Raw genomic sequence first — 23,346 nt, forward strand, 5'->3', positions numbered from 1 at the left:
TTCTCTTCTTTACAAGCTTTACGCGAGCGCATCCAAGAAATCTTCGACCAACTCACATTTGAGCAGGTAATTTCTGTCTCTTCTTATAACTTTATCTTGGAAGCTCTATTCTATGCAGCTTCATATTAATTTGGTATCAGAAAGTTATATTAATTTTTGCATACAGCAATTTTCCTGTGGATGTAATACAGGTTCTCTCAATAAATGTTCTGTAGCTTGTACAGCTATTATGCTTGCTTCAAAAAATGTAATATGACGCGATCGCAGAAGTTGTGTTATAAACACGGGCAAAGTCTTACAAAATACAAAAATCTTTACTATAAAGCTTTTTCGGTAAATGCGTAATTCTTACAGTAATAGAATCAAATGCTACTGTCAGCAATTAAGCTTTAGCGTTTAATCATCAGTAATCTTTAAAAAATAGAAAAAATTATGTTAAGTATTCCTATTAACCTGAATTTACCTTCTATACCCCGTTTAGTAACTTCTTTACCTGGGCCTCGCGCTCAAGCAATTGTACAACGCGATCGCGCCGTAACTTCTCCTTCTTATACCCGCGATTATCCGTTAGTTGTATCTCGCGGTCAGGGCTGTATGGTAGAAGATGTGGATGGCAATGTATTTCTGGATATGACCGCAGGTATTGCCGTTACCACCACCGGACACGCTCACCCGGAAGTTGTCAAGGCAATTCAAGAACAGTCGGCGCGGCTGTTGCATATGTCAGGGACAGATTTTTATTATGAGCCGATGGTGGAACTAGCGGAACAATTAGCAATTCGCGCTCCTTTTCCCCACCCACAAGGTAATGCTGGGTTTCCTGCAAAAGTATTTTTCACCAATTCCGGAGCAGAATCGAACGAAGGAGCAATCAAACTAGCTCGATATTACACCAAGCGATCGCTAATCGTAGCCTTCTTAGGTGCATTTCACGGACGCACTTATGGAGCGATGTCTCTCACTGGTTCCAAAGCAGTGCAGCGAGCTAACTTTGGGCCTTTAGTTCCTGGGGTAACTCATATCGCTTATGGCACTCACGCTAGCTTAGATTACTTGGAACAACAGCTATTTACGACGATTTTACCACCGCAAGAAGTAGCGGCGATCGTCGTCGAACCGATTCAAGGAGAAGGTGGATATATCGTACCCGAAGATGGTTTCTTGCAGCGAATTCGGGAGATATGCGATCGCCACGGTATTCTGATGGTAGTGGATGAAGTACAAGCAGGAATGGGGCGGACTGGTCGCTTATTTGCGATCGAGCATTGGAATGTGATGCCTGATATCATTACTACTGCTAAAGGTATCGCCAGTGGTATGCCATTAGGAGCGATACTTGCTAGACCACAGTTAATGACTTGGCCTCCTGGTTCTCACGCTACTACATTTGGCGGCAATCCCGTAGCTTGTGCTGCTGGTATTGCCACACTGCGATTGTTAGAAAGTGGTTTAATGACCAACGCTACCCAGATGGGAGAATTCTTACAAGCTAGTCTTACCCAGTTGCATCAAAGATTTCCAAGAGTATCGCCGCCACGAGGTAAAGGTTTGATGGTAGCGGTAGATTTATTAGATGAACAGGGTAATCTCGATTATAAATTGCGCGATCGCATTATTCAAGAAGCTTTTTTACGCGGTTTATTATTGTTAGGTTGCGGTAAAGCAGCAATTCGTTTCTGTCCACCTTTAGTTATCGACAGCAACCAAATTCAAACTGCCCTTCAGATTATCAGCGAGATTTTAAGCTCTTAAAATATTAGGGGGAACAAAAAAGAAATAACCAGTGCTTAACGTCCAATGACAAATGACAAATGACAAATGACAAATGACAAATGACAAATAAAATAGCCCTTAATTTATGGAAATTACTTTGGCAAGAATACAGCGCTAGGGTAAATCATGCCCGTACCTACCAGCAAATGATTACTGCTGCTGGTGGGACTGTCACCAACGACCACATCGCCTTTCGGTCATTGCGTTTATTAGTAGATACTCCACAAGGTAAACTTAACTTAGGAATTGACTACCTTGGACAACTTGCAGAAGCCTTGGGTTACGTGGCGGCTGGAGAGTATATTTTTGCTCAAACTCATTTGTACGCCCGTCATTATCATCATCCGCAGCAAGAGGAATTTAATTTACCCAAGCTGTTTATCAGCGAGTTGATTGTCGAGGAATTGCCTAGCAATATTGCCCAACTCATCTCTAAAACAGTATCTTCAATCCCAAAGGAACTGACCTCACCCCTTACTCTTCTACAAAAAGACGCGGACTTGGAAATTATCGCCAAACAACTCCAACAAGTCTTCACCCGTCCTTGGCTACCTCCCCAGCGTTCTGTTGTCGAAGAGGTGAATCAGGTTACTCAGTATGGGGCTTGGGTGTTGCTGCATGGATATGCCGTCAACCACTTTACAGGTTACGTTAATGGACAGAATACCCCAGAATATCCAGACATTGATACTACTGCTAGTGGTTTGACTAACCTGGGTGTACCAATGAAAGCAGAGATAGAGGGAAATGTTGCTTGTGGTTTGCGGCAAACTGCAACTCAAGCAGTAACAGAAATGGTGACGGTATTAGATGATAACAGTGGTGCAGAAATTCAGATTCCTTGGACTTATGCTTATTATGAAATTGCCCAGCGCTATCTAGTAGAAGTGGAATCTGGAAAGCAGCAGCTTTTTGATGCTTTTCTAGGAAGTAATGCCCAGCAATTGTTTGAAATGACTCGTCTATCTAAATAGCCTAAAGATGTTAATTAAAAATTTAATTTCAAAGTTTTGAGTTAGTAGTTTGATGTTCTGAACTCAAAGTTTGCTGTTCCAAGCGAATTACGCTTGAATAATAAAACGTGCTCTTACGTCCAAACAAGCTAGGCGCAGCCTCTTGTCGAGAAGCGTTAGTGAATCTTCTCTGCAACCTGCTCTTGCGTTCGAGCGTCACAGTCTGTCGTAGACATTGCACTCTTTTTTACAGATTGGGTTGAGGAATCAAACCCCACATTTGCGCGTTTGTTGACTAACACTGTGGTTCAATACAACTTAAATCACAGCGTTAGTAACTAAAATGGTGATTTTGTAACAAAAATTTCATGCTTGTAACAAAAATAATGAATTTAGTAACCAAAATGGTTTTTTTCTCACAAAATTTATAATGTTTGTAACAAAAATAATGAATTTAGTAACCAAAATGGTTTTTTGTAACGAAAATTCTGATGTTTGTAACAAAAAAATGGGTTTTTATAACGAAAATTGCGACTTGAGTTAGTTAAGTCGCAATTTTTATAACTAAAATTAGGGTTAATGTTCAGAGAATATTGCGTTTTGCCAAATATTGGTACGTTTGCCAACGCGCATCTACTTCAGCTTGGGCTTGTTCTAATAAGTATTTGGCAACGTCGGGTTTGCTCTTGGTGAGCATTTTGAAACGATTTTCTTGATACATCGAATGTTCTACAGATTGCGTAGGCGATCGCATATCCAATTGCAATGGATTTTTACCCTGGTTAAGCAACTCTGGATTATGCCGATACAGCAACCAACGACCTGATTCTACCAGAGTTTTCTGATGATTCATTCCTGTGGTCATATTAATGCCGTGGGCAATGCAATGGCTGTAAGCAATAATTATTGATGGGCCATTATAAGCTTCTGCTTCTAAAAATGCTTTCAGGGTATGTTCATCTCTAGCACCAAGCGCTACACTCGCTACGTAGACATTTCCGTAGGTCATGGCAATCATCCCTAAGTCTTTTTTTGGTGCTGGCTTACCACTGGCGGCATATTTGGCAACTGCGGCTTTTGGCGTCGCTTTAGAAGATTGACCGCCTGTATTAGAATACACTTCTGTATCCATCACCAAGATGTTGACATTTCGACCACTAGCAATTACATGATCGATACCACCAAAATCGATATCATAAGCCCAACCATCCCCGCCAACAATCCAGACGCTTTTTCTCACCAAGTAATCTGCAAGGGATTTGAGATTTTGGATTTTAGATTTGAGATTAGGATCGAAAGTTACGATTTCATCTAACTTCTGCTGCAACAGTTCTATTCTTTCACGCTGTTCCCAAATGTCAGCCTCAGATTTTTGTTCAGCTTTGAGAATAGATTGAACTAAATCTTCAGAAACTATTTCCCCACTTCCCAGTTGTTGCAACAATTGTGCCGCAAACTCAGCTTGTTTGTCGAGGGAAAGACGAAAGCCAAAACCGAATTCGGCGTTATCTTCAAATAAGTTATTTGACCACGCGGGGCCGCGTCCTTGGGCGTTGGTTGTCCAAGGAGTTGTAGGAAGATTCCCACCATATATTGAAGAACAACCTGTTGCATTGGCAATGACGGCGCGATCGCCAAACAATTGTGTTAATAATTTTAAGTAAGGTGTTTCACCACAACCTGCACAAGCACCAGAGAATTCAAATAAAGGTTCTTGCAGTTGTTGTTGGCGAATCTGGTTTAATTTTAGCGATCGCCTGTCAGGATTAGGTAAACTCAAGAAGAAATCCCAGTTTTTTCGCTCTTGCTCTTGTAAAGGCAACTGCTGCGCCATGTTAATTGCTTTTAGCGATGGCTGAGATTTATTTTTAGCAGGGCAAATATGCACGCAAATCGTGCATCCCGTGCAGTCTTCTGGGGCCACTTGAATGGTAAATTTTTGATTGGCAAAGTCTTTATCTTTTGCACGGATTGACTTAAAGGTTTCTGGTGCATTGACTAACTCATCCGCTTGATAAGCTTTTGCACGAATGGCACTGTGGGGACAAACCATGACGCACTTACCACATTGAACGCAGACATCCGGTTCCCACACAGGTATCTCTTCGGCAACGTTACGTTTTTCCCACTTGGCAGTACCTACGGGAAATGTGCCATCAACAGGTAGGGTGCTAACAGGTAAATCATCACCTTCCCAAATCATGATTTTGCCTAGAACTTCTCGCACAAATTCGGGAGCAGAGTTAAGTGAGGAGTTAGGAGTTAGAAGTGAGGAGTTAGAAGTGGGGATTGTTTGTGGGATATCTACTTTATGCAAGTTGTCTAAGGTATTATCTACAGCTTGCAAGTTCATACGGACAATTTCTGCGCCTTTTTTACCGTAAGTTTTCTCAATCGCTTGTTTGATTTTAGCGATCGCTTCTTCTTGCGGCAAGACACCCGCTAAAGCAAAGAAGCATACCTGCATAATGGTGTTAATTCTGCCACCCATACCACTGTCACGGGCAACTTGGCTAGCATTAATCACATATAATTTCAAATGCTTATCGATAATTTGCTGCTGCACCTTTAGCGGCAGATATTCCCAAACGGTATCTGCATCATAAGGACTGTTAAGCAGCAAAGTTGCCCCAGGAATAGCAGCCTTCAAAATATCTATGCGTTCCAGAAATCCCCAGTGATGACAACCAATAAAGTTGGCTTGGTCAATTAAGTAGGTGGAACGAATTGGCTCTTTACCGAAGCGGAGGTGAGAGACGGTCATTGAGCCAGATTTCTTGGAGTCAAAGACAAAGTAGCCTTGGGCGTAATTATCGGTTTCTTCACCAATAATCTTAATAGAATTTTTATTAGCGCCAACAGTACCATCAGCACCTAGCCCATAGAACATTGCCCGAACAACGTTATCCGATTCTGTAGAGAAATTAGGGTCAAAGCTCAAAGAAGTATGACTAACGTCGTCATTAATCCCAATCGTAAAGTGATTTTTCGGTTTAGCTTGAGCAAGATTGTCAAAAATGCCCTTCACCATCGCCGGAGTAAATTCCTTAGAAGAAAGACCATAACGACCACCGATGATTTTAGGCAGAGGGGAATCTAATCTTAATTGCTCCTCTGCTCCTCTGCTCCCCTGCTCCCCTGCTCCCCACCCCTCATACAAAGCTGTAACTACATCAAGGTAGAGAGGCTCACCAGCGCTACCTGCTTCTTTGGTGCGATCGAGAACTGCGATCGCTTGTACACTAGTTGGTAATACTGCAACAAACCTTTGGACATCAAAGGGGCGGTAAAGTCGCACTTTCACTACACCAAGTTTTTCACCACGGGCGTTCAGGTAATCTACTGTTTCATGGACGGTTTCACAACCTGAACCCATCAGAACAATAACGCGCTCAGCATCCTTAGCGCCGTAATATTCATAAATTTGATAATGCCTTCCCGTGCGTTCTCCAAATTCATCCATGATCCGCTGGACAATTTCTGGACAGGCGTTGTAATAAGGGTTAGCACCTTCACGTCCTTGGAAGTAGACATCGGGGTTTTGGGCAGTCCCGCGCAATACTGGACGATCTGGGGTGAGGGCGCGGCTGCGGTGAGCGAGTATTAAGTTATCGTGGATGAGCGATCGCAAATCATCATCTGAAAGCAGTTTGACTTTCTGCACTTCATGTGATGTGCGGAAGCCATCAAAGAAATGCATAAAGGAGACTCGCGCCTCTAAAGTAGCAGCATGAGCAATAAGAGCAAAATCTTGACTTTCTTGCACCGAAGCGGAACACAGCAGAGCAAAGCCAGTCGCACGAGCTGCCATTACGTCGCTATGGTCGCCAAAAATTGATAAAGCATGAGTAGCCAAAGAGCGGGCAGCAACGTGAACCACGGCGCTAGTCAACTCACCAGCAATTTTGTAGAAGTTGGGTATCATCAACAATAATCCCTGAGATGCCGTGAAGGTAGTACTCAGAGAACCTGTTTGCAAAGCTCCATGTACAGCACCAGCCGCTCCTCCTTCGCTCTGCATCTGCACGACGCTAGGAATAGTACCCCAGAGGTTGGGACGACCTTCTGCTGACCAAGCATCTGCCCATTCACCCATCGCTGAAGAAGGGGTGATGGGATAAATGGCAATCACTTCATTTAATTTGTAAGCAACACGGGCAACAGCTTCATTCCCGTCGATGGTTGCAAAGGTTTTGTTCATAATATGATTTTTGTCCCCGCCTCTAAGCTGCATTATTCAGAACACGTGAATATAAGAATCAGAAATAGCCAGTACTAGAAAGTAAATATATTATCTGCATTAAAAATTTCACGGTAGGATTTACTCCGTGTTTAAAGCATAGTTTGTTGATACCTTTAGGCTCTTAAATTAACTTTCAATCAATACTGCATCTATTAATATCTCATCTGCAATACTGCATCTATTAATATGTATTAATAATGTACTCAATGACAAAAGTCTTTGTTTTAAAAGACTTTTAGATAATTTATTCTTTTTTGTGGGGTATAGGGACGGGAATATTACATTACTAATCGCCGATTTCCATACCATTGACTCAAATCACCCTCAATCGCCTCAAGAATCGCGATCGCCTCAGTTATTGATTTTGTATCGGCAGCTAAAAGTGCAAACGCTCGCTCAACCCGTTGTTGATAGTCCTGCGGGCAAATAGTAAACTTATTAGCAATTGCAATCGCCCCTTTTTCATTCAACAGGTAATCTTCATTGAGCGCGAATAAAACTTGATTCATACAGGCCACACTGCGGAAACAACAACCTGCTGCGTAAACAACATCATCGCGTGCGATTGCCTTTTTTGCGACCAACAGCGAGAAACTTATTTCCCAGGCGAAAGTATCAATAGTTGCCTGTTTCAGCCCAACTGGATACGGTTTTGTTTTTACCTTCAAAGCTTCTAAAACACCATCAGGGTTGTAAAGTACCTGACAAAAAGCAATTTCCCCCATATAAATAGAGGACACAAAGCCATGAGGGTGTCCTGGTTGATAATCAATAGTAATGCGCCCGTTATGGCAATCATCAATAACACGATTTACCTTCACCAAATCGCGATAGAGAAAATCCACACCTACACCTTGAACCTTTAGCCAACCACCACCGTTAATCCACTTTCCCCATCCCCCGATCGCAGTAATCAAATTTACGCGATGGTTATCATCAAGCTCACAAGCGAGGTGATTTAGAGCAATTAAATCGGGCGGGTTTTCTGGATTGTAATAAATTCCCAAATCCACATCTGACTTTAGGGTATGGTTGCCCCGTGACCGCGAACCACCCAGTGCGATCGCTATAATTCCCTCAATCGATCGCAAACTTGAAACAATATAATTGATGAACTGAGGCGATTCTTTATTCATAGATTTTTGCATTGCGATCGCCATCCAATGCCAAGGGCGCAAACAAACTAATTACCTCTGCTTCTTGGTTCTAGCCGTCCTAATGCAGCTACTTTTTGAATGTTGGGTGTGGTTTCAACTGGCTCAGATTTCTCAGCTTGACCAACTAACCCAAACTGAGAAATCCCATAAACAATAATTCCAGCCGTAATAGCACTAGCTGCAATTACTAATGTTACATTAGCATATTGACTGCTGGTATGTAAAAACACGGTTAATCGATCTAAATCGAACATGCATTATAGTTTAATCTGTTTTGCCTTAGATGTAATATTTCTCAATTTTCATCTTTGCCACTTAAGTATGAAACTATGATTTGAATTGGAAATACTCCGTAAATTCTGGAGATAGAACAGTCAAATAAGAACCAGTATCTTTTTTATACGGTAAAATAATAATCAATGGATTTTTTATTAAGTGTAATTTATGACTTATCGGAGAAATTTTTTAAGGAGAGCAGGATACACAACCCTTTCTGCCTTATTAACTATGGGGTTTTTACAAAAGGATAACCAAAAACAAGACCAAAATACGAATGCTATTGCAGCAGATTATACAAATAAAAATTTAAATTCTCCCCTTCGGCAATTAGCTGCCGCCAAAGGAAAGCGTTATGGTGCAGCAATTTCTAATGAATTTTTGCTTAAAGATAAGGATTACGCGAGTCTCATGGCTCGTGAATGTTCGATTGTGACACCGAATGGTGAATTAAAATGGGACTCCACTGAACCACAGCCAGGACAATTTACCTTTGAATCAGCAGATGCGATCGCTAATTTCTGCCAAAAGCATAATATAGAATTGCACGGGCATACCCTTTTCTGGCACATGGGAAGACCAGACTGGGCAACATACCCTCCTACACTTAAGATGATCGAACGCCATGTCAAAGGAGTCATGGGACATTATCGCAATAGTCCCGTTTTAAAGTCTTGGGATATTGCCAATGAAATTATCGCTGATAGTGAAAATGAAACTGATAATGCAACAATCGGTTTGCGTAAAGGGGTAAAACCAGAATTGATTCGAGACTTATTTTTAATTGCCGCTTCAGTTGATAACAGCAAGAAATTTTACCTAAACGATTTCGGCATCGAAGGCGCTACATGGAAATCAGAGCGTTTCTTAAAAATGGTCGAATATCTGAAGAATAGTGGTGTTAAAATTGACGGGGCAGGTCTCCAATCACATCTATGGTTTTCTACTGCATATCCTTTTGACGAGAAAGGACTTAATTCGGTCTTAAAACGGCTTAACGATCTGGAAGTGAAACCAATAATTACAGAATTAGATATTATCATTGATACCCCGCTACCCGATAGTATCAAAAGCCTAGACCAAATGGTAGCCGATAGTTACAAGCGATATCTTGACCTATGCTTTGAGAATCAAGTCGATACTGTAATTACATGGGGACTTACCGACCGTCATACCTGGATACGTCACCCTGAGTGGATGCCAAGAAAAACCTTTAGAAACAATCCAAGTCTCTGGAAATTTCTGCGTCCGCTTCCCTTCGATGAGAACCTGCAATCTAAACCAGCTCGCAATGCTATAGCCCAGGCTTTTCAGGAATCAACTTAATACTCCACTTAGGTATAAAAATAGTATTTCCTCAGCAACTGAGGTACACCCAAATATTGTTTACCAAGCTTAGTAGCTTTGAAAATGTACCTCACTATGCCGGGAACTGCTATAGGATTTTTAAGTATTATTCTAAACAAAATAAATGCAAATATTTTTAGTTATTCACGATTATGAAAGTTGAATAAGGCTTCCTGACTAATCAATCATTAAACCTTAGTACAACATTTCATAAATTCGTGACAAATTGAGCGACCTACTGGTAAGAGTCTAAGAGACTCGATCAAGCTACGAACTTTTGAAATTTCGTACTTATAAATACCAGGAGGTTATTTTTTTTTCGTTTACTTGAGATACTCCAAATTTCTCGTAAAAATAATGTGCCAACAAACCAAGGCTCTAGTAAGTAACGTCTCCAAAGTCTTTTCGGTTCAGACAACAAGCGATACAACCATTCTAATCCCACCTTTCCCATCCAGCGAGGAGGAGTAGGTATTGCTCCTGCTATATAGTCCATACAGGCTCCACTAGTCAAAATAGTATTGGTATGAAGATGTTCAAGATTTTCGTAAATCCAATACTCTTGGCGTGGCATACCCATTCCCACCATTAATATATGAGGTTTGTAAGCATTAATTGCAGCTACAGTGGCGAGATTTTCTTGACTATATTTATCTATATCAATATAGCCATGAGCGCAAGCAATCTGTAAACCAGGAAATTTCTGGCATAAAATATTTGCTGCTGTTTCAGCAACTCCTGGCTTTGAACCTAAATAGAATACACGCCAGCCTTTAGTAGCAGCTTCTGCCATTAGAGGACATACCCAGTCAGCATAGGTTACTCTTTGTTCGCGTTTAATTGGAAAACCCAATAGCTTTCCAATAAACACCAAAGGCATACTATCAATATGGGTATATTCTGCCTTGGAATAAAAAGCTTGCATTTTTAGATCGTTATGGAAGAGATAAAGACTATGTAAGTTGTGATTAGCAATAATCCATTTTTCATCCCGATCAATAGATTCTTTAATCAATGAATTTAAGTCAAGGATAGACAGTGCATCTACTTGAGCACCAATAATTTTATAAGAAAATCGCTTTTTCATATCTTATTTTTCTTTTGATAAATATGAGATGTTATCTCAAAGTCAAGGTAAGTATTGTAAAATCAATCAGGAATATTTCAATACGAAAGTACTTAAATATTGAAATATCTCAGTTTTTTAGTTAAAAATTATTTTTTGAATATAACTAAAAAGCACTTATCCTTAGAAGGATGTCTGCGATATATTGTGCTTTTGCATTCCACGAATACTTTTCGGTAATTAAACTATATGCTGTATCTACAAATGATTGATATTTATCAATATTTGAAACAGCATCCAGTATTGTGTTAGCGACTTCTTCGCTAGAGTATCCTGTTACTAACAGATGTTCCAAGTGGCGAAATTCTTCTAAACCTCGCAAACCTTCTGGCGTTGATACAACTAATTTTCTACTAGCGAAATAATCTAGTGCTTTATTGCGAGCGCCACCTGCTACTGCTTGTTTTGAAAATGGCAATAAAGCAATATCTGCATATTTCAAATGGGCGATAAAATCTTCCCTTTTAGGTAAAAAGCCTAAAAAAGAAATATTAGAGGGTATTGGTTCTGAAATATCGCTACTATCCCTACCAATGACAACAAAATGTACTTTTTCCTGATAATTTTCAAGGTATTTAGCAACCTCAATAGCCATTGATACAGACATATCATTAGTTGGAAATTGAAATGTTTTAGGAGCAATGATAACGACTATTTTAGCTGGTCTGAATGCCTGATAGGGGTCTTTATCTGGAAAAACTTCAGTATTGAGTAAGTCTTCAGTAACTCCATTCCCGATAGAATAAATTTGTTGTGGAGTTTTTCCATACCATTGGGAAATTAGTTTAGGAATTGATTCACCTGCTGCAATAATTGGACTACCAGAAAATATTAAAATTCCCTGAGCAATATATGTCTTAATACATTGTGCAAACTCTTTGAAAGGATTGGCAACTGAAAACAAGCGCATCCAGTATTCATAAGGCGAAAATGTATGAAAATCTAAGACAAGATAGGAGCTACTGTGTTTTCTAAGCTTTAGTGAAATTAAAGCAGCCAATCCAGGTAGTGTTTCTTGAGCATACACAATGTCTGGACAAAACTCGTCGATGCACTTTTCTATGGATTGAATATATGACTTCAAGCTTCTCGATCCAGTAGAAAAAGAAGGTGCATAATTAACAGATGAACAATCTAAACCTAGCTGAAAAACATCAAAATATTTAGTAAGATATTGTCCTAGATAAAAAGGTCTAGTAAATGCACCAAATGGCTGACTAGAATCGAGGGTTGAAATAATCAGTAAGCGTTTACCCATAAAATAATTGTTGATTGTTTTATAATTTTAAATTACATTTGTCAAATGATTAAGATAGTTATAATTTCTCTAAATACCATCCATCAATAACTATCGTGCAATTATTAAGCTTCTGAGTTACTTTGATTAATATCCTCAGAAAATGTCGGAGAAGTTGCTAAATTTTTGTAACCAATAATTGCTCTAATATAGGGTAAGAACCAGTACAATATCCAGAATGGCCCAGAGTGTCTGCTACAAAATATAGTCCATGATTTCAATGGAAAAGCTTTGATTTGTAGTACTTTTTTCAAGCGTTCTAAGAGATTTAAATTGGTATCTGCCCAACTATTGCGGATAGAATTTTTAGTGCAAGTACCAATATACCCAGGAGCTACCCATATTTTACAACCCAATTTACGCGCTCTCAGAGCATAATCTAAATCTCCTAAACTATGAACAAAAGCTGTATCAATATTACCAACTTTGGCAGCAACACTTTTAGGAATTAGCACGCAGTTACCATACATAGCATCGCATTGTTGGATAACGGAGCTTGGTTCTAAAAATTCAAATTTATTAGAATACCACTTTTTAGATTTTACCGCTCCTCCATAGGTTGCTTTTCCTGTAATTGAGTCTTTAGTTGAACCAACTACAATTGAGTCTCGATAACCAAGTTCTGTCAAATTTTGATGAACCTGTAATAGTTTACTCAGAGCATTGGCTTCCAAAAATGTGTCATCATTCAACCATAGATAATAATCGTATTGAGATTTGATTGCCTCACTAAAAGCTAGATGCATTCCTCCCACCCAAAATAAATTGCCATTACCTTGAAGAATTTGTACTTCTGGATATTCTGCTTTAACAGCCTCTGTAGTCCCATCAGAACTTCCATCATCGGTTAAATAAACATCACAAAAATTTTTTTGCTGATATAAAGCATTTAAACAGGCAAGAGTTGTATTCCGTCTGTTATAACATGTCATAATTACAGCTATATTCGCTTTCTTCATCTCATTTTCCTGATAATAATATGTACAAAAAGAGTTAATCTAAATAATAAATTTAGATACGTTTTGGATGGATTTTATTCATAATCTCAATTATCAAAATTTTAACTTTCATATATCGTGATGTCAGTTTAAAATTTCACCCTGTTTTCTATCCATCTACTGAAATTAATATCTAAATTAAAGCTTTTTAGTTTTTGTTCCATTCTTCTGACTGCCAACAAATATCTATGCCAAACTGATACACGAGGCATATTAAGTTTGACAACTTTTTCACATAACCATTGATATTTATCTGAATTGAAATTAAACTTTTTCAATCTTTTTATTTGTCCACACCAATCGTTATAAAAAAATAAGTTGAAATAATGAATAGATACAATATCATCCCAATGTTTAATTTGTAGTTCTTTTGATAAACGGTTATGTAAAGGTAATGGATAACTATAATTAGGGGGAAGATGTTCAACGTTTTCTTCTAAGGCACATAAAGTTACAGACAAAACAGACTGCTCAACAAAATAAATACCCTGGGGAGGAGTAATATCCAAGCGCATTACTTTTTCAAAGTTCTCTTTCCAAGTTCTAAATATACCTGCACTTTTTCTTACAGCAATCAAACCAGAATTCCAGTAAGCTCTGATTCTCTTATTACCAATGGGTGTGTCAACAAACACCTCACGCTTTACTCCTAGTACTTCATATAGTTTTTGCCAATACCATTCTTGAGGATCTTGCAAACCTGTAGAACCAATTCCTTGGCCATACTCAGGACGCATCCGCACATTACAATCTACGGGCAATAAAAATTCTTTTGGTTCAGAAAAAAAGCATTTGTCACTGTCTAAAAAAACCAATATTTCTGCATCGATATTTTCTTCTGCATAGGCACAAACTAGGGGCTTATTAGCTAAATAATATTCATGGAATTCTTGATTTATCGGGATTTGTTGATGAGTCACCTGCAATGCTTCAAAGGCTTGTTGGGTTTGCTTTAAAATCGGTTCACCTACTCTAGGATGGAAACTATATATAGGTGTATTTTTCAATTCGCCGCAGAACTTACGAATACTTTCTGCAAGCATCAAAGATTGACCTTCTAAACGACCAGGTTCTGTACAAATTATAAAAGCTATAGGTATTGACATAGTATGAAGTATTGATTTAATAAGTTAATTACTCAATGAAGATTTCTTTGCTATCATCAATATTTCCTGAAACAAGGCTGAATAACGACGTGCTTGAAGTTCCAGGGTAAATTTTTGCTCGGCTTTCTCACGTGCATAAAATGACAGTTTTTGCAATCTCTGTTCATTTTCAAGAACCCAGGTAATTCCTTTGGCAAAATCTTCAACTTCATAAGGTTTAGCCAAATAGCCGTTCTGCTGATGATCGACAATATCTTTTAAGCCAGTAGAATTAAACGCCACAACTGGAGTACCACAAGCGAATGATTCTGAAGCTGTCTGTCCAAAAGATTCTTGAAGAGATGGTACAAGCATTACATCAGCAGCTGAGTAAACAGTTGCTAAAGATATAGCATCGTGCAAGTGTCCCAAATAGTGGGTTTTGAAGCCTAAATCAGGTGGATTTTCGGGTTGAGATGCTCCAAAAATCACAACTTCCAAGTCATCTTTCCAGCCAGATTTACTCAATTCTTGTAAAGCTGGTTGCAACAAATGAAATCCTTTATTTTTATCGCTTGTCGCTTCTATAGCTCCAAATAGTATCAGCTTTTTATTTTGAGGTAGATTGAGTGCTTCGCGGGCAAAATATTGATTAATCGGTCGATATTTTTGAGTATCTAATCCGTGAGGAATTACCTCAATTCGCAAATTCTGGAATAAAGAACTGGAACAAGCGCACTCTGCTAGCCAAGAACTTGGTGAAACCAGGGTTAAATTTAAATTTTTCCAAGCTTTTGCTTTGCGTTGCCATACCCAACGGGATAAATCCCATTCATTACCACTGTTGAGTTGAGGACAAGCCCCGCAGGATACTTTGTAGCGATCGCATTCTCCAGTAACGTGACATCCTCCAGTAAACCCCCACATATCATGGAGAGTCCAAACTAAAGGGCGCTTCAGTTTAGCAAAGGTTTCTATTTGCATAAAACCTCCGCTAATCCAATGCAGATTGATTATATCTGGATTAATTTGAGCGACTTTAGGAATAACTCTATCTGGCAACCATTGAGTAAAAAATGGGGTATTTTTCTTTTGACGATAAAGCTTTAATGGCAAACTTTCAACTGTCAGCTTTGCCTTAGCGATGCCTTGAAACAGTCTAACTTTAGGTGCAATTATTGTTTTATCATTACTAGATTTTTCCTGTACTAACATTTGTGACTGTAGCCCTATATTTTGTAAACCTGTGTGTAAACGATATGCAGCCCTAGCTGCACCGCCACTAATATCATGGGTACTAATATGTAAAATTTTCATTTTTATTAACTTAATATTCACTAAAAATATTTCTGATTGTCATAAAAACTAATTGAATAAAATCTTTTTATAATTTCGTTGAGATTCAACAGTTAAAGATAATGATGTGGTGATATACATTAACCAATTCCAGCTAGGAGTTAATAATCTTGCTTCTGAAAAATTCACTATGACAATAATAATTAGCATCTGCATTGGCCAATAATCTTCTGGCTTTTTAGCGACAGAAATAATTCGAGTCAATGCCATTACGAAAAACCGGACAAACCCTGCTGCAAAAGTCAAAAACCCTAAGAATCCCAATTCTAATAATAACTCTAAAAAACCATTATGGGCGTTACTTGCCCAATCGTAAGTAGCTCTTAATTTGGATGCAGCATTACTAGTCCAAAATCCCGAAAATCCATAACCTAACCAAGGTCTCTCTAAAATCTTAGAAATTACTAGCTCCCAGAGATCAGAGCGTCCATTGAAGGTAAGGTCTTTACCAGAAGTACCAACTACAGTTTCGGCATTATTGAGAAGTAATATTGAAGAAATCATCAGCAACATCAAAGTTGAAGTAATCGTAATAACTTGTAACTTATAATTAGTTTTCTTCAGGGATCTATAGACAGGTAAAAGTAATATCATTGTCAATAAAATCGTTAAAGATGTTGTTGAACGTGAAAGGATAATTAGACATATAGACATCCCACATAGTGCCCACATCAACCAACGATATCGATGACCACTAAGAGCCAAGTGCAAAAAAACCCCTGCACTCCAAGCCATCATGTAACCTAATTCATTTTTATGACCATAAATTCCACTCCACATACCTAGTAACTCAGGCGATTCGTGAATATAACCTGGTACGAATGCAGAAAATAGCATAGATAATGATGCAGCTACCCCAAGTGCCCAAGCTATCAGCTTAATTTGTTCCTTAAGGGGATAACGCATTGCTAAATAGATGGCAAGAAAATATATTCGGATTAGACCTCTTAAATAAGTGAGACTAGAACTTAGGTCTTCTGACCATAAAAGAGAAAATATAACTATTGCTAGTAATAAAAACTGTAGTGGACTTCTAATAATTACATAAATAAAACCTTTCCAGTATAAAGTTAGGAAATAAAATAGGATTAAATATGAAACTATATTGAACAAGGTTTCTAGTTTATCACCTCCAAGTGTAGACATTGAAACTTCTTGTGCAGGGTGTATTGTTAATGCCCCTACAGAAATTAGTAGTAGCAAGATAGTTAATATTTTTTCTGTTAGTTTTATTTTCATTTCGGAGATTTAATTAACCTATTTTTTATAGTGGAATAACTCAATTTTTTCTTCAATTCTTCTTTAAAAATATCTAATACAGTTGCTTTATAAACTGTTTTTTGTATAAAATTATCTGCTTCTACATTCCTGACAATAAATGGTGGATGCTTTAAGGGAAATTCCATCGCCTGCATGGGCGTATTGATAAAGGAAAATTCTTGATTTGAAGTGAAATGAGTTGCGTCTGCACCAACACCAACGTTAGAGATTAAATTGACATTGGGAATAATACTTAAGCTTCCCTGCATCCAACAAGCAAACGTCCATTGGTAATCCCAGGTTATACCTGTAGGATTGTCATAAACAGATTGAAATATTCGTTGCCAAGAATTTACCGCTTTTTGATCTATAAGAATGTCATGTAAAAGGTTTTCTGCTTGCACCTCTTTCCAGAGTTTGATAGTCAAATCATAATGTTGCCAAGCACGTCTCCAACTTGCCCAACCCCAGCAGTGGTTGTAGCGAGAAAAATAGTAACTGTAATTTGTATGTTTTTGTCCAAGTTGAAGATTTTGAGCAGAAATTGTGGCGATTCTGGTATCATTTCTATATTTCTCCAACAATTCTTCGCTAAACCTGAAAAAAGTGGAATGAGGGATACAATCATCTTCTAAAATAATTGTCTCTTCAACATTATTAAATACCCAATCTAAACCACTTGATACCCGTTTTGCACAACCTAAGTTGATATCAGAATAATTCTTAATTACTTCACATTCCCAATCAACTCTCTTAATAATTGCCCTAGTTGCTTCACACTTTTCTGCCTCGTCTTCTCGCTCATTGCGTGGACCGTCTGCAATTACAAAAAGTTTTGTTGGCTTGGCTTTACGAATAGCTTCAAAAACTTTTTCTGTTGTTTGGGGACGTTTAAAAATAATAAAAGTTACTGGTGTTTGCATAATATATATTTTAATTAATAACAATCAATATTTGTAAAAATGAATAAGCGATCGCACCTGAAGTTTAAATAGTTTTTGTGTTCTTGAATCAAATGCGTTGCATATAAAAGCAGCAGCAGCTTGAGATATTATTGTTGCGATCGCAGCTCCAAGCCCTGCATATTTGGGAATAAGTAATAAATTGAGAATAATGTTTAGTATTGCTCCAAATAAAGTTTTACCTAAAGAAACGTGGTTCAAACCTTCAGCAATGAACCAAGGTGATGTTGCAAGACCCATAAATACAAACAAAGAAGTCCAAACATGAACTGCTAATATTGCTCCTGCATCTGCATATCCACTTCCAAACATCACTATAATTATCTTGTCAGATAAAAAGGACATTGGAAGAGCAATTGCTAAAGATATACATGTCATTAGACTGAATAATTGTCCTATTCGCTGATAGTAAAGACTTTCTGATTTTTCTTTTGCTGCATAAATTGCCGGAGCAACAGAAGAAACAATAGCCCCTGGAATAAAATACCAAATTTCAGAAATACGCACAGCAGCAGAATAAACTCCGACCTCACTATCTCCGATCATTTGACCTAACATCACCTGATCTATTCTCATAAAAATCATGATGGCGAACCCCGAAAACATTAGAGGTAAACTCTCTTTTAAAAGAGTTTTAGCAGTTGCAACACTCCAACGCCATAACCATAATGAAGACCCTTTGACTTGGTAAACAATCAGTAAGCCAATAGCACTCATTGCAAATTCTGCTAATGTCACCAAAGCAAAAGCTAGCAACGGTGCTTTTGTTAAAATTAGTGCGATTTTGATAAGAGTATTTAGTATAAATGCTGTGTTTTTAGCAATTACAGTGTATTTTGACTGTACCTGTGATTGAAACCACAGTTCAATAGTATCAGATGCCCTAAAAACTCCTGCTATTCCTAAAATTACCACTAGCCATATCTTTAATGTTTCATGCTCACCCAAGAAAAACATTGTGCTAACTGCCGATAAAACAGAAGCAATTCCACCCAAAAATTTTAGCCAAAAAGTAGTTCCTAAAATTTCCTCTTTGTTTGATGATTGACGAACAAGGTGGCGAACTACTACGTCATCTAGTCCGAGAGTAAAAATTGGGCTGAATAAGGCAACAAAAGCTAAAGCATAGTTAAATAGGCCATACTGTTGTACTCCTAAATAACGTGCTACCCATACTCCTACAACCAAGCTTGCACCCATACGTAGAATGCGATCAGCAAATAACCAACCTGTATTAGCAATAATTGCACGCAGACCAGAACGAGATTGAAATTTCGATAAGTTTTTGATTTTTAATTTACTTAACATTATTTTTATGAACTAATCATCTGAAATTATTTGTATTTATCAATCTTAATCGTGCAAATATTCAATTTTAAAAACTAATTAAAGTGGATTTGTTCAGCAATTTATCTTATTAAACGCTTACAATATTTTGAATTTACCACTAATGAAAACTTTCAAAAAATAAATGAATAGAAAAATAATGCCCTTGATTTTCCAATACAAACTATATTCAAATAAAAATATTATTTTCAAATAAGTAACAAAATCTTGATATTTGGGGCATGGTATTGTTTGTAATTCATTAATAGATGTAAAAGCTAAAAATAAGGGAGAGTTAAAATTGTTTTTTTGCAAGATGTAATTAAAGAGAGAATTACGTTTCCAGAATCTTTTGTATTCATAGTTTTTGTCTGCATCTAAAAAGTTCTTATTATGATATTTATTATGAGCGTGTATTCTATACTTTACTAAAGGTTTAGACATATAAAACTTTTTAGCCCCCACCAAAGAAGCTCCCCATACCAAACAGTCATCAGCCCTAACACGCCAATCTTCCAAATTTGGAATAGGTAAAAATTTTTTGACTATTTCTTTACGTATTGATAATGTTGAAGTTATAGAACCAATCCATTCACCATTATATAAAGTTCTAATTACTGAATAACCCAAATCTAAATCAACTTCACCGTCTTGAAATATGCCTTCTACTGCTCCAAATTTTTTATACGCACAAAATAAAAAATCACATTCACTGCGTCTATTGTAAAAATTTAGGGCGTTTTCTAAATACTGAGGTTCATAAATATCATCAGCATCTAAAAAAAATATAATATCACCAGTAGCAGCTAAAAAACCTTCATTAAAAGATGATAGTTGTCCTTGATTTTGTTCTTTAAAAATAGATTGAACATTAACTGCTTGAGTAAATTTATTGATAATTTCCACAGAACTATCTGTAGATGCATCATCAACAATGATAATCTCATCAAATTTGACTGTTTGATTTAAAGCGCTATCAATTGCGTCAGATAAGAATTCAGCATAATTGTAATTATTAATTAAACAAGAAGTTTTGATTTTAGTTTTATCCATTATTCCTACAGTCACAAAATTAGGTTTAGATAGTTGTAGTGATGATAGCTTTCACAATTCTTAAAAAAACTTAACGCTCTTTGCGAAATTTAGTTAAGCTGCTAGAAAATACTAAATCTTGTTCAATTTGTCGTTTTTTAGTGTCATAAAAATAATTATTAGGTTCATTTTTAGTATTCACACCATTGATAACTATTCCTAATACCTTCTGACCTGACTGAGTTAAAAACTCTTTAGCTGCATTTGCACTGTTCAAGTCAACCACTCCAGGACGAACGACTAATAAGATACCGTCAGTCAAAGTGCTTAAAACAGCAGCATCTGCTATTCCTGACAAGGGAGGAGTATCAAAAATTACAAGATCGTAATCTCTCCCAAAGTTACTAATTAATGTTGCCATACGTTGAGAATCTAGCATTGCCACTGGATTGGGAGGCAAAACTCCAGAAGTAAGAACTTCCAGATTAGGCATGACTTCCTGAACAACTGTATCTAAAGAAGCTTGATTAATTATTACATTACTTAATCCCATTGTATTTGTTAGCCCCCAGATATGATGCTGTATGGGATGACGCATATCTGCATCCACCAACAACACCCTACGCCCCGCCTGAGCCATAGTCACAGCCAAATTTGCAGATACGTCAGACTTTCCTTCTTTGGCAACGGAACTTGTAATTACAATGCTTTTGAGCGGTTTATCAGAACAGAGGAACTTCAAATTCACTTGTAGTATTTGATATGCATTGCCAACAGGGAAGTAAGGAATATCTCTGCCAATAATTTTGGGAATAGGTCTATCAAGTCCTGGTATAGAAGAATGATCTTTACCATTTCTACCTTGTGTAGGAATCACTCCCAAAACACTGTATCTCAAGACTTCTTTGGCTTCTTTGACGGTCTTCACCGAGCGGTCTATCAAATCTAAAGTAAAGGCGACAATGATACCTAAGAAAAAACCAACTCCTGCTCCACCAATAATAAACAGCATTTTCCGAGGCCCTTCTGCTTTATCAGGGGTTAAAGCATAGGAAATAACACGAGCATTAGGAATCTTTTGATTCTGTGCAATATCAATCTCTTGGCGTTTCTTTAAGAGTGTTTCGTAAGTCGTTTGAGCTGCTTGCAGTTTCCGTTCTAGCTCTCGTTGACTTTGTTCTAGCCTGGGCAAATTATTTGCTCGTTTGATATAGGCATTTTGCTGTTGTTTGAGTGTGGCAATTTGTCTCTCCAGACCAACACGTTCTGCCTGAGCACGAGTAATATCTGCAATTAGGTTTTGCCGCAGTTGTCCAACCTGTAAACTTCCCTGTGTTATCTGTGCTCCACCAGCTACTTGTCCTGTCCGCTCTTTCAACAAGTTCTTAAGAGCTAAGACTTTTTCTTCTAAGTTAGTAATTGTAGGGTGTTCAGGTGAAAAACGGGTACGCTCTAGTGCAAGTTGGCTTTCTGTTTCTTGAAGTTGGGCTAGCACTTTCTGAACTCCAGGTGCTTGACTCAATTCAGATTCGATTACACCTTGCCGTGAATCTATCTGAGCTTCACTGCTTAACTGTTCTAGACGACCCTTTACATCATCTAGTTGAGCTAAAGCTTGAGAAATTTGGTTTCCTAACTTAGAAATGGTATCGACTGCTGCGGCTGCTTCTTGTTCTAGAACAACAACTTTATTCGTTTCTTTAAATAGCCGCAGTTTTGATTCGGCTCTTCTGACAACTTCCTCAGCTTTAGGTACTTCCGTTACAAGAACCTGTTTGGCTGTCCGCGCTTCATTCTGATTAGCCTTGATATTTAGATCGATATAACTGTCAATAACTTCATTAACGATTTTGGCAGCTAGTTCTGGATCGCCACCTTTATAAGAAAGTTGTACAACATCAGTGCCTTTAATTCCTTCTATTTTCAGTTGTTTTGCCAAATCTGGAATCGAAAGCAGTTTACCTTGACTATCTTTAAGGTTGAGGGAATTAATCGTTTTCTCAATTACTGGATTCGATCCAATAACTCTCACCTGAGTTTCCAGGGGATTGTCGTTCACATTCAAAGCTTCTAGGCGTCCTATGTCATCCGGCAAGCCTGTGAGTGAGGAAGAGCGATTTGTTTTAATCATCAAACTTCCTTCTGCCTTGTATGAAGGTTTTAGTGAAAATGCATACAAGCATCCAAGGCTAACAGATATGGCGAAAATTCCAACTAGAGGTAGCCAACGCCGTTGAAGAACTTCTAAGTATTTCTGAATATTTACTTCTTCAAAATTTGGTAAAGATTCCATCGTCATAATATATGTAAACTTTTATAAAAAGACTATTTACTTACAGCAGATTGTTCTCAAAATTGTGACTACAGTGCTAATAAAGTCTATTCCGCAATATTAATATTTGCGTTAATTCGTAGCTAATAACTTATTGTGAGGTTTTTCAATATCTAAAGTTAATTAATAGTTATGTAAGCTGTAATTTTAACTTAGATTGATACTATAATGAGAGCAAAAACAGGATAAATCACAATTTTATCTTTGATTTAGTCGCTTTCCATTTTTGGATCTTACTTAATTTTAGTTAAATTCGTTTTATGCTACTACTTACTAATGCAAGTATTGATTAGTAAGCTAACAATCACTATCATATTATGTAAAAACATTGATTTTTATAACTTTACAAAAAATTTATACAATATACTAATATATTCATTCTCAGTCTGCTGATTTTTAAAAAACAAGAGGAGTTAATTCGTTCAGGGTAAGGAATAGAACAATTGTGTCAGTCTATAAGCAATGGAAGCATTTCAAAGATAGGCTTTAGACAGTGAAAATAGATACCTAGAAAGACTGGATGAATCTTTACAGAAGCTACTTCAAAACTTTAATTAACAATTTATTTTTGGTCTAAATAATAGTCAATTTTGGTAATAATACGGTACTAGCAATCATAAAATTGCATAATTTAGGTATTGAACCTATAAAGACTCGCAATCAGTTTAATTTGCCTTTATGTAAAAATACATTCAATTTTGTAACATAAATGAACTATATACGATTACTAGGTAAATTGGCTCCAGCTTATATTTAACGCAGTCCAGCAAACGAGCATCAAATAACAGCGTGACTAAATCGAGAAATTAATTTATATCAGACT

At 37.5% G+C, this 23,346-nt stretch carries 16 protein-coding genes; 3 read left to right on the forward strand and 13 right to left on the reverse strand.

Going from position 1 to position 23,346, the window contains the following annotated elements:
- Nucleotides 1–432: 432 nt before the first annotated feature.
- On the forward strand, nucleotides 433–1,752 hold the full coding sequence (locus RMY32_RS05415; RefSeq protein WP_322713088.1) for an acetyl ornithine aminotransferase family protein: 1,320 nt from the start codon (nucleotides 433–435) through the stop codon (nucleotides 1,750–1,752).
- 80 nt (nucleotides 1,753–1,832) lie between these two features.
- Nucleotides 1,833–2,747, forward strand: coding sequence for a DUF1338 domain-containing protein (locus RMY32_RS05420; protein WP_322713090.1), 915 nt, complete (start codon nucleotides 1,833–1,835; stop codon nucleotides 2,745–2,747).
- A gap of 562 nt (nucleotides 2,748–3,309) precedes the next feature.
- Here RMY32_RS05420 and nifJ read toward each other — a convergent pair.
- From nifJ to RMY32_RS05435, 3 genes are all read right to left on the reverse strand, one after another.
- Entirely contained in the window at nucleotides 3,310–6,927 is a 3,618-nt protein-coding gene (nifJ, locus tag RMY32_RS05425; protein ID WP_322713091.1) for a pyruvate:ferredoxin (flavodoxin) oxidoreductase, read from the reverse strand.
- 320 nt (nucleotides 6,928–7,247) lie between these two features.
- Entirely contained in the window at nucleotides 7,248–8,105 is an 858-nt protein-coding gene (locus RMY32_RS05430) for a nucleotidyltransferase domain-containing protein (protein ID WP_409882307.1), read from the reverse strand.
- Between the two features lie 47 nt (nucleotides 8,106–8,152).
- The gene (locus RMY32_RS05435; RefSeq protein WP_322713094.1) at nucleotides 8,153–8,380 is read right to left on the reverse strand and encodes a hypothetical protein; all 228 of its coding nucleotides are present in this window, start codon (nucleotides 8,378–8,380) and stop codon (nucleotides 8,153–8,155) included.
- A gap of 190 nt (nucleotides 8,381–8,570) precedes the next feature.
- On the opposite strand from RMY32_RS05435, the gene RMY32_RS05440 reads away from it, so the two are divergent.
- Nucleotides 8,571–9,728 (forward strand): endo-1,4-beta-xylanase, encoded by a 1,158-nt coding sequence (locus RMY32_RS05440; protein WP_409882309.1) that lies wholly within the window; start codon nucleotides 8,571–8,573, stop codon nucleotides 9,726–9,728.
- A 283-nt stretch (nucleotides 9,729–10,011) separates the two neighbouring features.
- Here the strand turns inward: RMY32_RS05440 and RMY32_RS05445 are convergent, their stop codons facing one another.
- The 10 genes from RMY32_RS05445 to RMY32_RS05490 all read right to left on the reverse strand — a co-directional run bounded on the left by RMY32_RS05445 (nucleotide 10,012) and on the right by RMY32_RS05490 (nucleotide 22,490).
- Nucleotides 10,012–10,836 (reverse strand): WecB/TagA/CpsF family glycosyltransferase, encoded by an 825-nt coding sequence (locus tag RMY32_RS05445; protein WP_322713098.1) that lies wholly within the window; start codon nucleotides 10,834–10,836, stop codon nucleotides 10,012–10,014.
- Between the two features lie 145 nt (nucleotides 10,837–10,981).
- On the reverse strand, nucleotides 10,982–12,133 hold the full coding sequence (locus RMY32_RS05450) for a glycosyltransferase family 4 protein (protein ID WP_322713099.1): 1,152 nt from the start codon (nucleotides 12,131–12,133) through the stop codon (nucleotides 10,982–10,984).
- 104 nt (nucleotides 12,134–12,237) lie between these two features.
- Nucleotides 12,238–13,131, reverse strand: coding sequence for a glycosyltransferase family 2 protein (locus tag RMY32_RS05455; protein WP_322713101.1), 894 nt, complete (start codon nucleotides 13,129–13,131; stop codon nucleotides 12,238–12,240).
- A gap of 128 nt (nucleotides 13,132–13,259) precedes the next feature.
- A complete protein-coding gene (locus RMY32_RS05460) occupies nucleotides 13,260–14,276 on the reverse strand; it encodes a hypothetical protein (RefSeq protein ID WP_322713102.1) in 1,017 nt (338 codons plus the stop codon).
- 24 nt (nucleotides 14,277–14,300) lie between these two features.
- Nucleotides 14,301–15,572: a glycosyltransferase family 4 protein gene (locus RMY32_RS05465; RefSeq protein ID WP_322713103.1), complete on the reverse strand. Its 1,272-nt coding sequence runs from the start codon at nucleotides 15,570–15,572 to the stop codon at nucleotides 14,301–14,303.
- A gap of 48 nt (nucleotides 15,573–15,620) precedes the next feature.
- On the reverse strand, nucleotides 15,621–16,850 hold the full coding sequence (locus RMY32_RS05470) for an O-antigen ligase family protein (RefSeq protein ID WP_322713104.1): 1,230 nt from the start codon (nucleotides 16,848–16,850) through the stop codon (nucleotides 15,621–15,623).
- Nucleotides 16,847–17,794 (reverse strand): glycosyltransferase family 2 protein, encoded by a 948-nt coding sequence (locus RMY32_RS05475; RefSeq protein ID WP_322713176.1) that lies wholly within the window; start codon nucleotides 17,792–17,794, stop codon nucleotides 16,847–16,849. The genes RMY32_RS05470 and RMY32_RS05475 overlap by 4 nt, the downstream gene beginning before the upstream one ends.
- Before the next feature lie 24 nt (nucleotides 17,795–17,818).
- Nucleotides 17,819–19,141: a flippase gene (locus RMY32_RS05480; protein ID WP_322713106.1), complete on the reverse strand. Its 1,323-nt coding sequence runs from the start codon at nucleotides 19,139–19,141 to the stop codon at nucleotides 17,819–17,821.
- A gap of 117 nt (nucleotides 19,142–19,258) precedes the next feature.
- Nucleotides 19,259–20,212 (reverse strand): glycosyltransferase family 2 protein, encoded by a 954-nt coding sequence (locus RMY32_RS05485; protein ID WP_322713108.1) that lies wholly within the window; start codon nucleotides 20,210–20,212, stop codon nucleotides 19,259–19,261.
- A gap of 70 nt (nucleotides 20,213–20,282) precedes the next feature.
- Nucleotides 20,283–22,490, reverse strand: coding sequence for a polysaccharide biosynthesis tyrosine autokinase (locus RMY32_RS05490; protein WP_322713109.1), 2,208 nt, complete (start codon nucleotides 22,488–22,490; stop codon nucleotides 20,283–20,285).
- Nucleotides 22,491–23,346 lie beyond the last annotated feature (856 nt).

The organism is Nostoc sp. ChiSLP03a, from assembly GCF_034531215.2.
Taxonomy (GTDB): domain Bacteria; phylum Cyanobacteriota; class Cyanobacteriia; order Cyanobacteriales; family Nostocaceae; genus Nostoc.

Excerpts from the sequence above, each read along its gene's own strand:
- RMY32_RS05465 (WP_322713103.1), bottom strand. The coding sequence starts at position 15,572 with ATGAAAATTTTACATATTAGTACCCATGATATTAGTGGCGGTGCAGCT.
- RMY32_RS05475 (WP_322713176.1), bottom strand. The coding sequence starts at position 17,794 with ATGCAAACACCAGTAACTTTTATTATTTTTAAACGTCCCCAAACAACA.
- RMY32_RS05480 (WP_322713106.1), bottom strand. The coding sequence starts at position 19,141 with ATGTTAAGTAAATTAAAAATCAAAAACTTATCGAAATTTCAATCTCGT.
- RMY32_RS05470 (WP_322713104.1), bottom strand. The coding sequence starts at position 16,850 with ATGAAAATAAAACTAACAGAAAAAATATTAACTATCTTGCTACTACTA.
- RMY32_RS05420 (WP_322713090.1), top strand. The coding sequence starts at position 1,833 with ATGACAAATAAAATAGCCCTTAATTTATGGAAATTACTTTGGCAAGAA.
- nifJ (WP_322713091.1), bottom strand. The coding sequence starts at position 6,927 with ATGAACAAAACCTTTGCAACCATCGACGGGAATGAAGCTGTTGCCCGT.
- RMY32_RS05435 (WP_322713094.1), bottom strand. The coding sequence starts at position 8,380 with ATGTTCGATTTAGATCGATTAACCGTGTTTTTACATACCAGCAGTCAA.
- RMY32_RS05450 (WP_322713099.1), bottom strand. The coding sequence starts at position 12,133 with ATGGGTAAACGCTTACTGATTATTTCAACCCTCGATTCTAGTCAGCCA.
- RMY32_RS05455 (WP_322713101.1), bottom strand. The coding sequence starts at position 13,131 with ATGAAGAAAGCGAATATAGCTGTAATTATGACATGTTATAACAGACGG.
- RMY32_RS05430 (WP_409882307.1), bottom strand. The coding sequence starts at position 8,105 with ATGAATAAAGAATCGCCTCAGTTCATCAATTATATTGTTTCAAGTTTG.
- RMY32_RS05485 (WP_322713108.1), bottom strand. The coding sequence starts at position 20,212 with ATGGATAAAACTAAAATCAAAACTTCTTGTTTAATTAATAATTACAAT.
- RMY32_RS05445 (WP_322713098.1), bottom strand. The coding sequence starts at position 10,836 with ATGAAAAAGCGATTTTCTTATAAAATTATTGGTGCTCAAGTAGATGCA.
- RMY32_RS05415 (WP_322713088.1), top strand. The coding sequence starts at position 433 with ATGTTAAGTATTCCTATTAACCTGAATTTACCTTCTATACCCCGTTTA.
- RMY32_RS05440 (WP_409882309.1), top strand. The coding sequence starts at position 8,571 with ATGACTTATCGGAGAAATTTTTTAAGGAGAGCAGGATACACAACCCTT.
- RMY32_RS05490 (WP_322713109.1), bottom strand. The coding sequence starts at position 22,490 with ATGACGATGGAATCTTTACCAAATTTTGAAGAAGTAAATATTCAGAAA.
- RMY32_RS05460 (WP_322713102.1), bottom strand. The coding sequence starts at position 14,276 with ATGTCAATACCTATAGCTTTTATAATTTGTACAGAACCTGGTCGTTTA.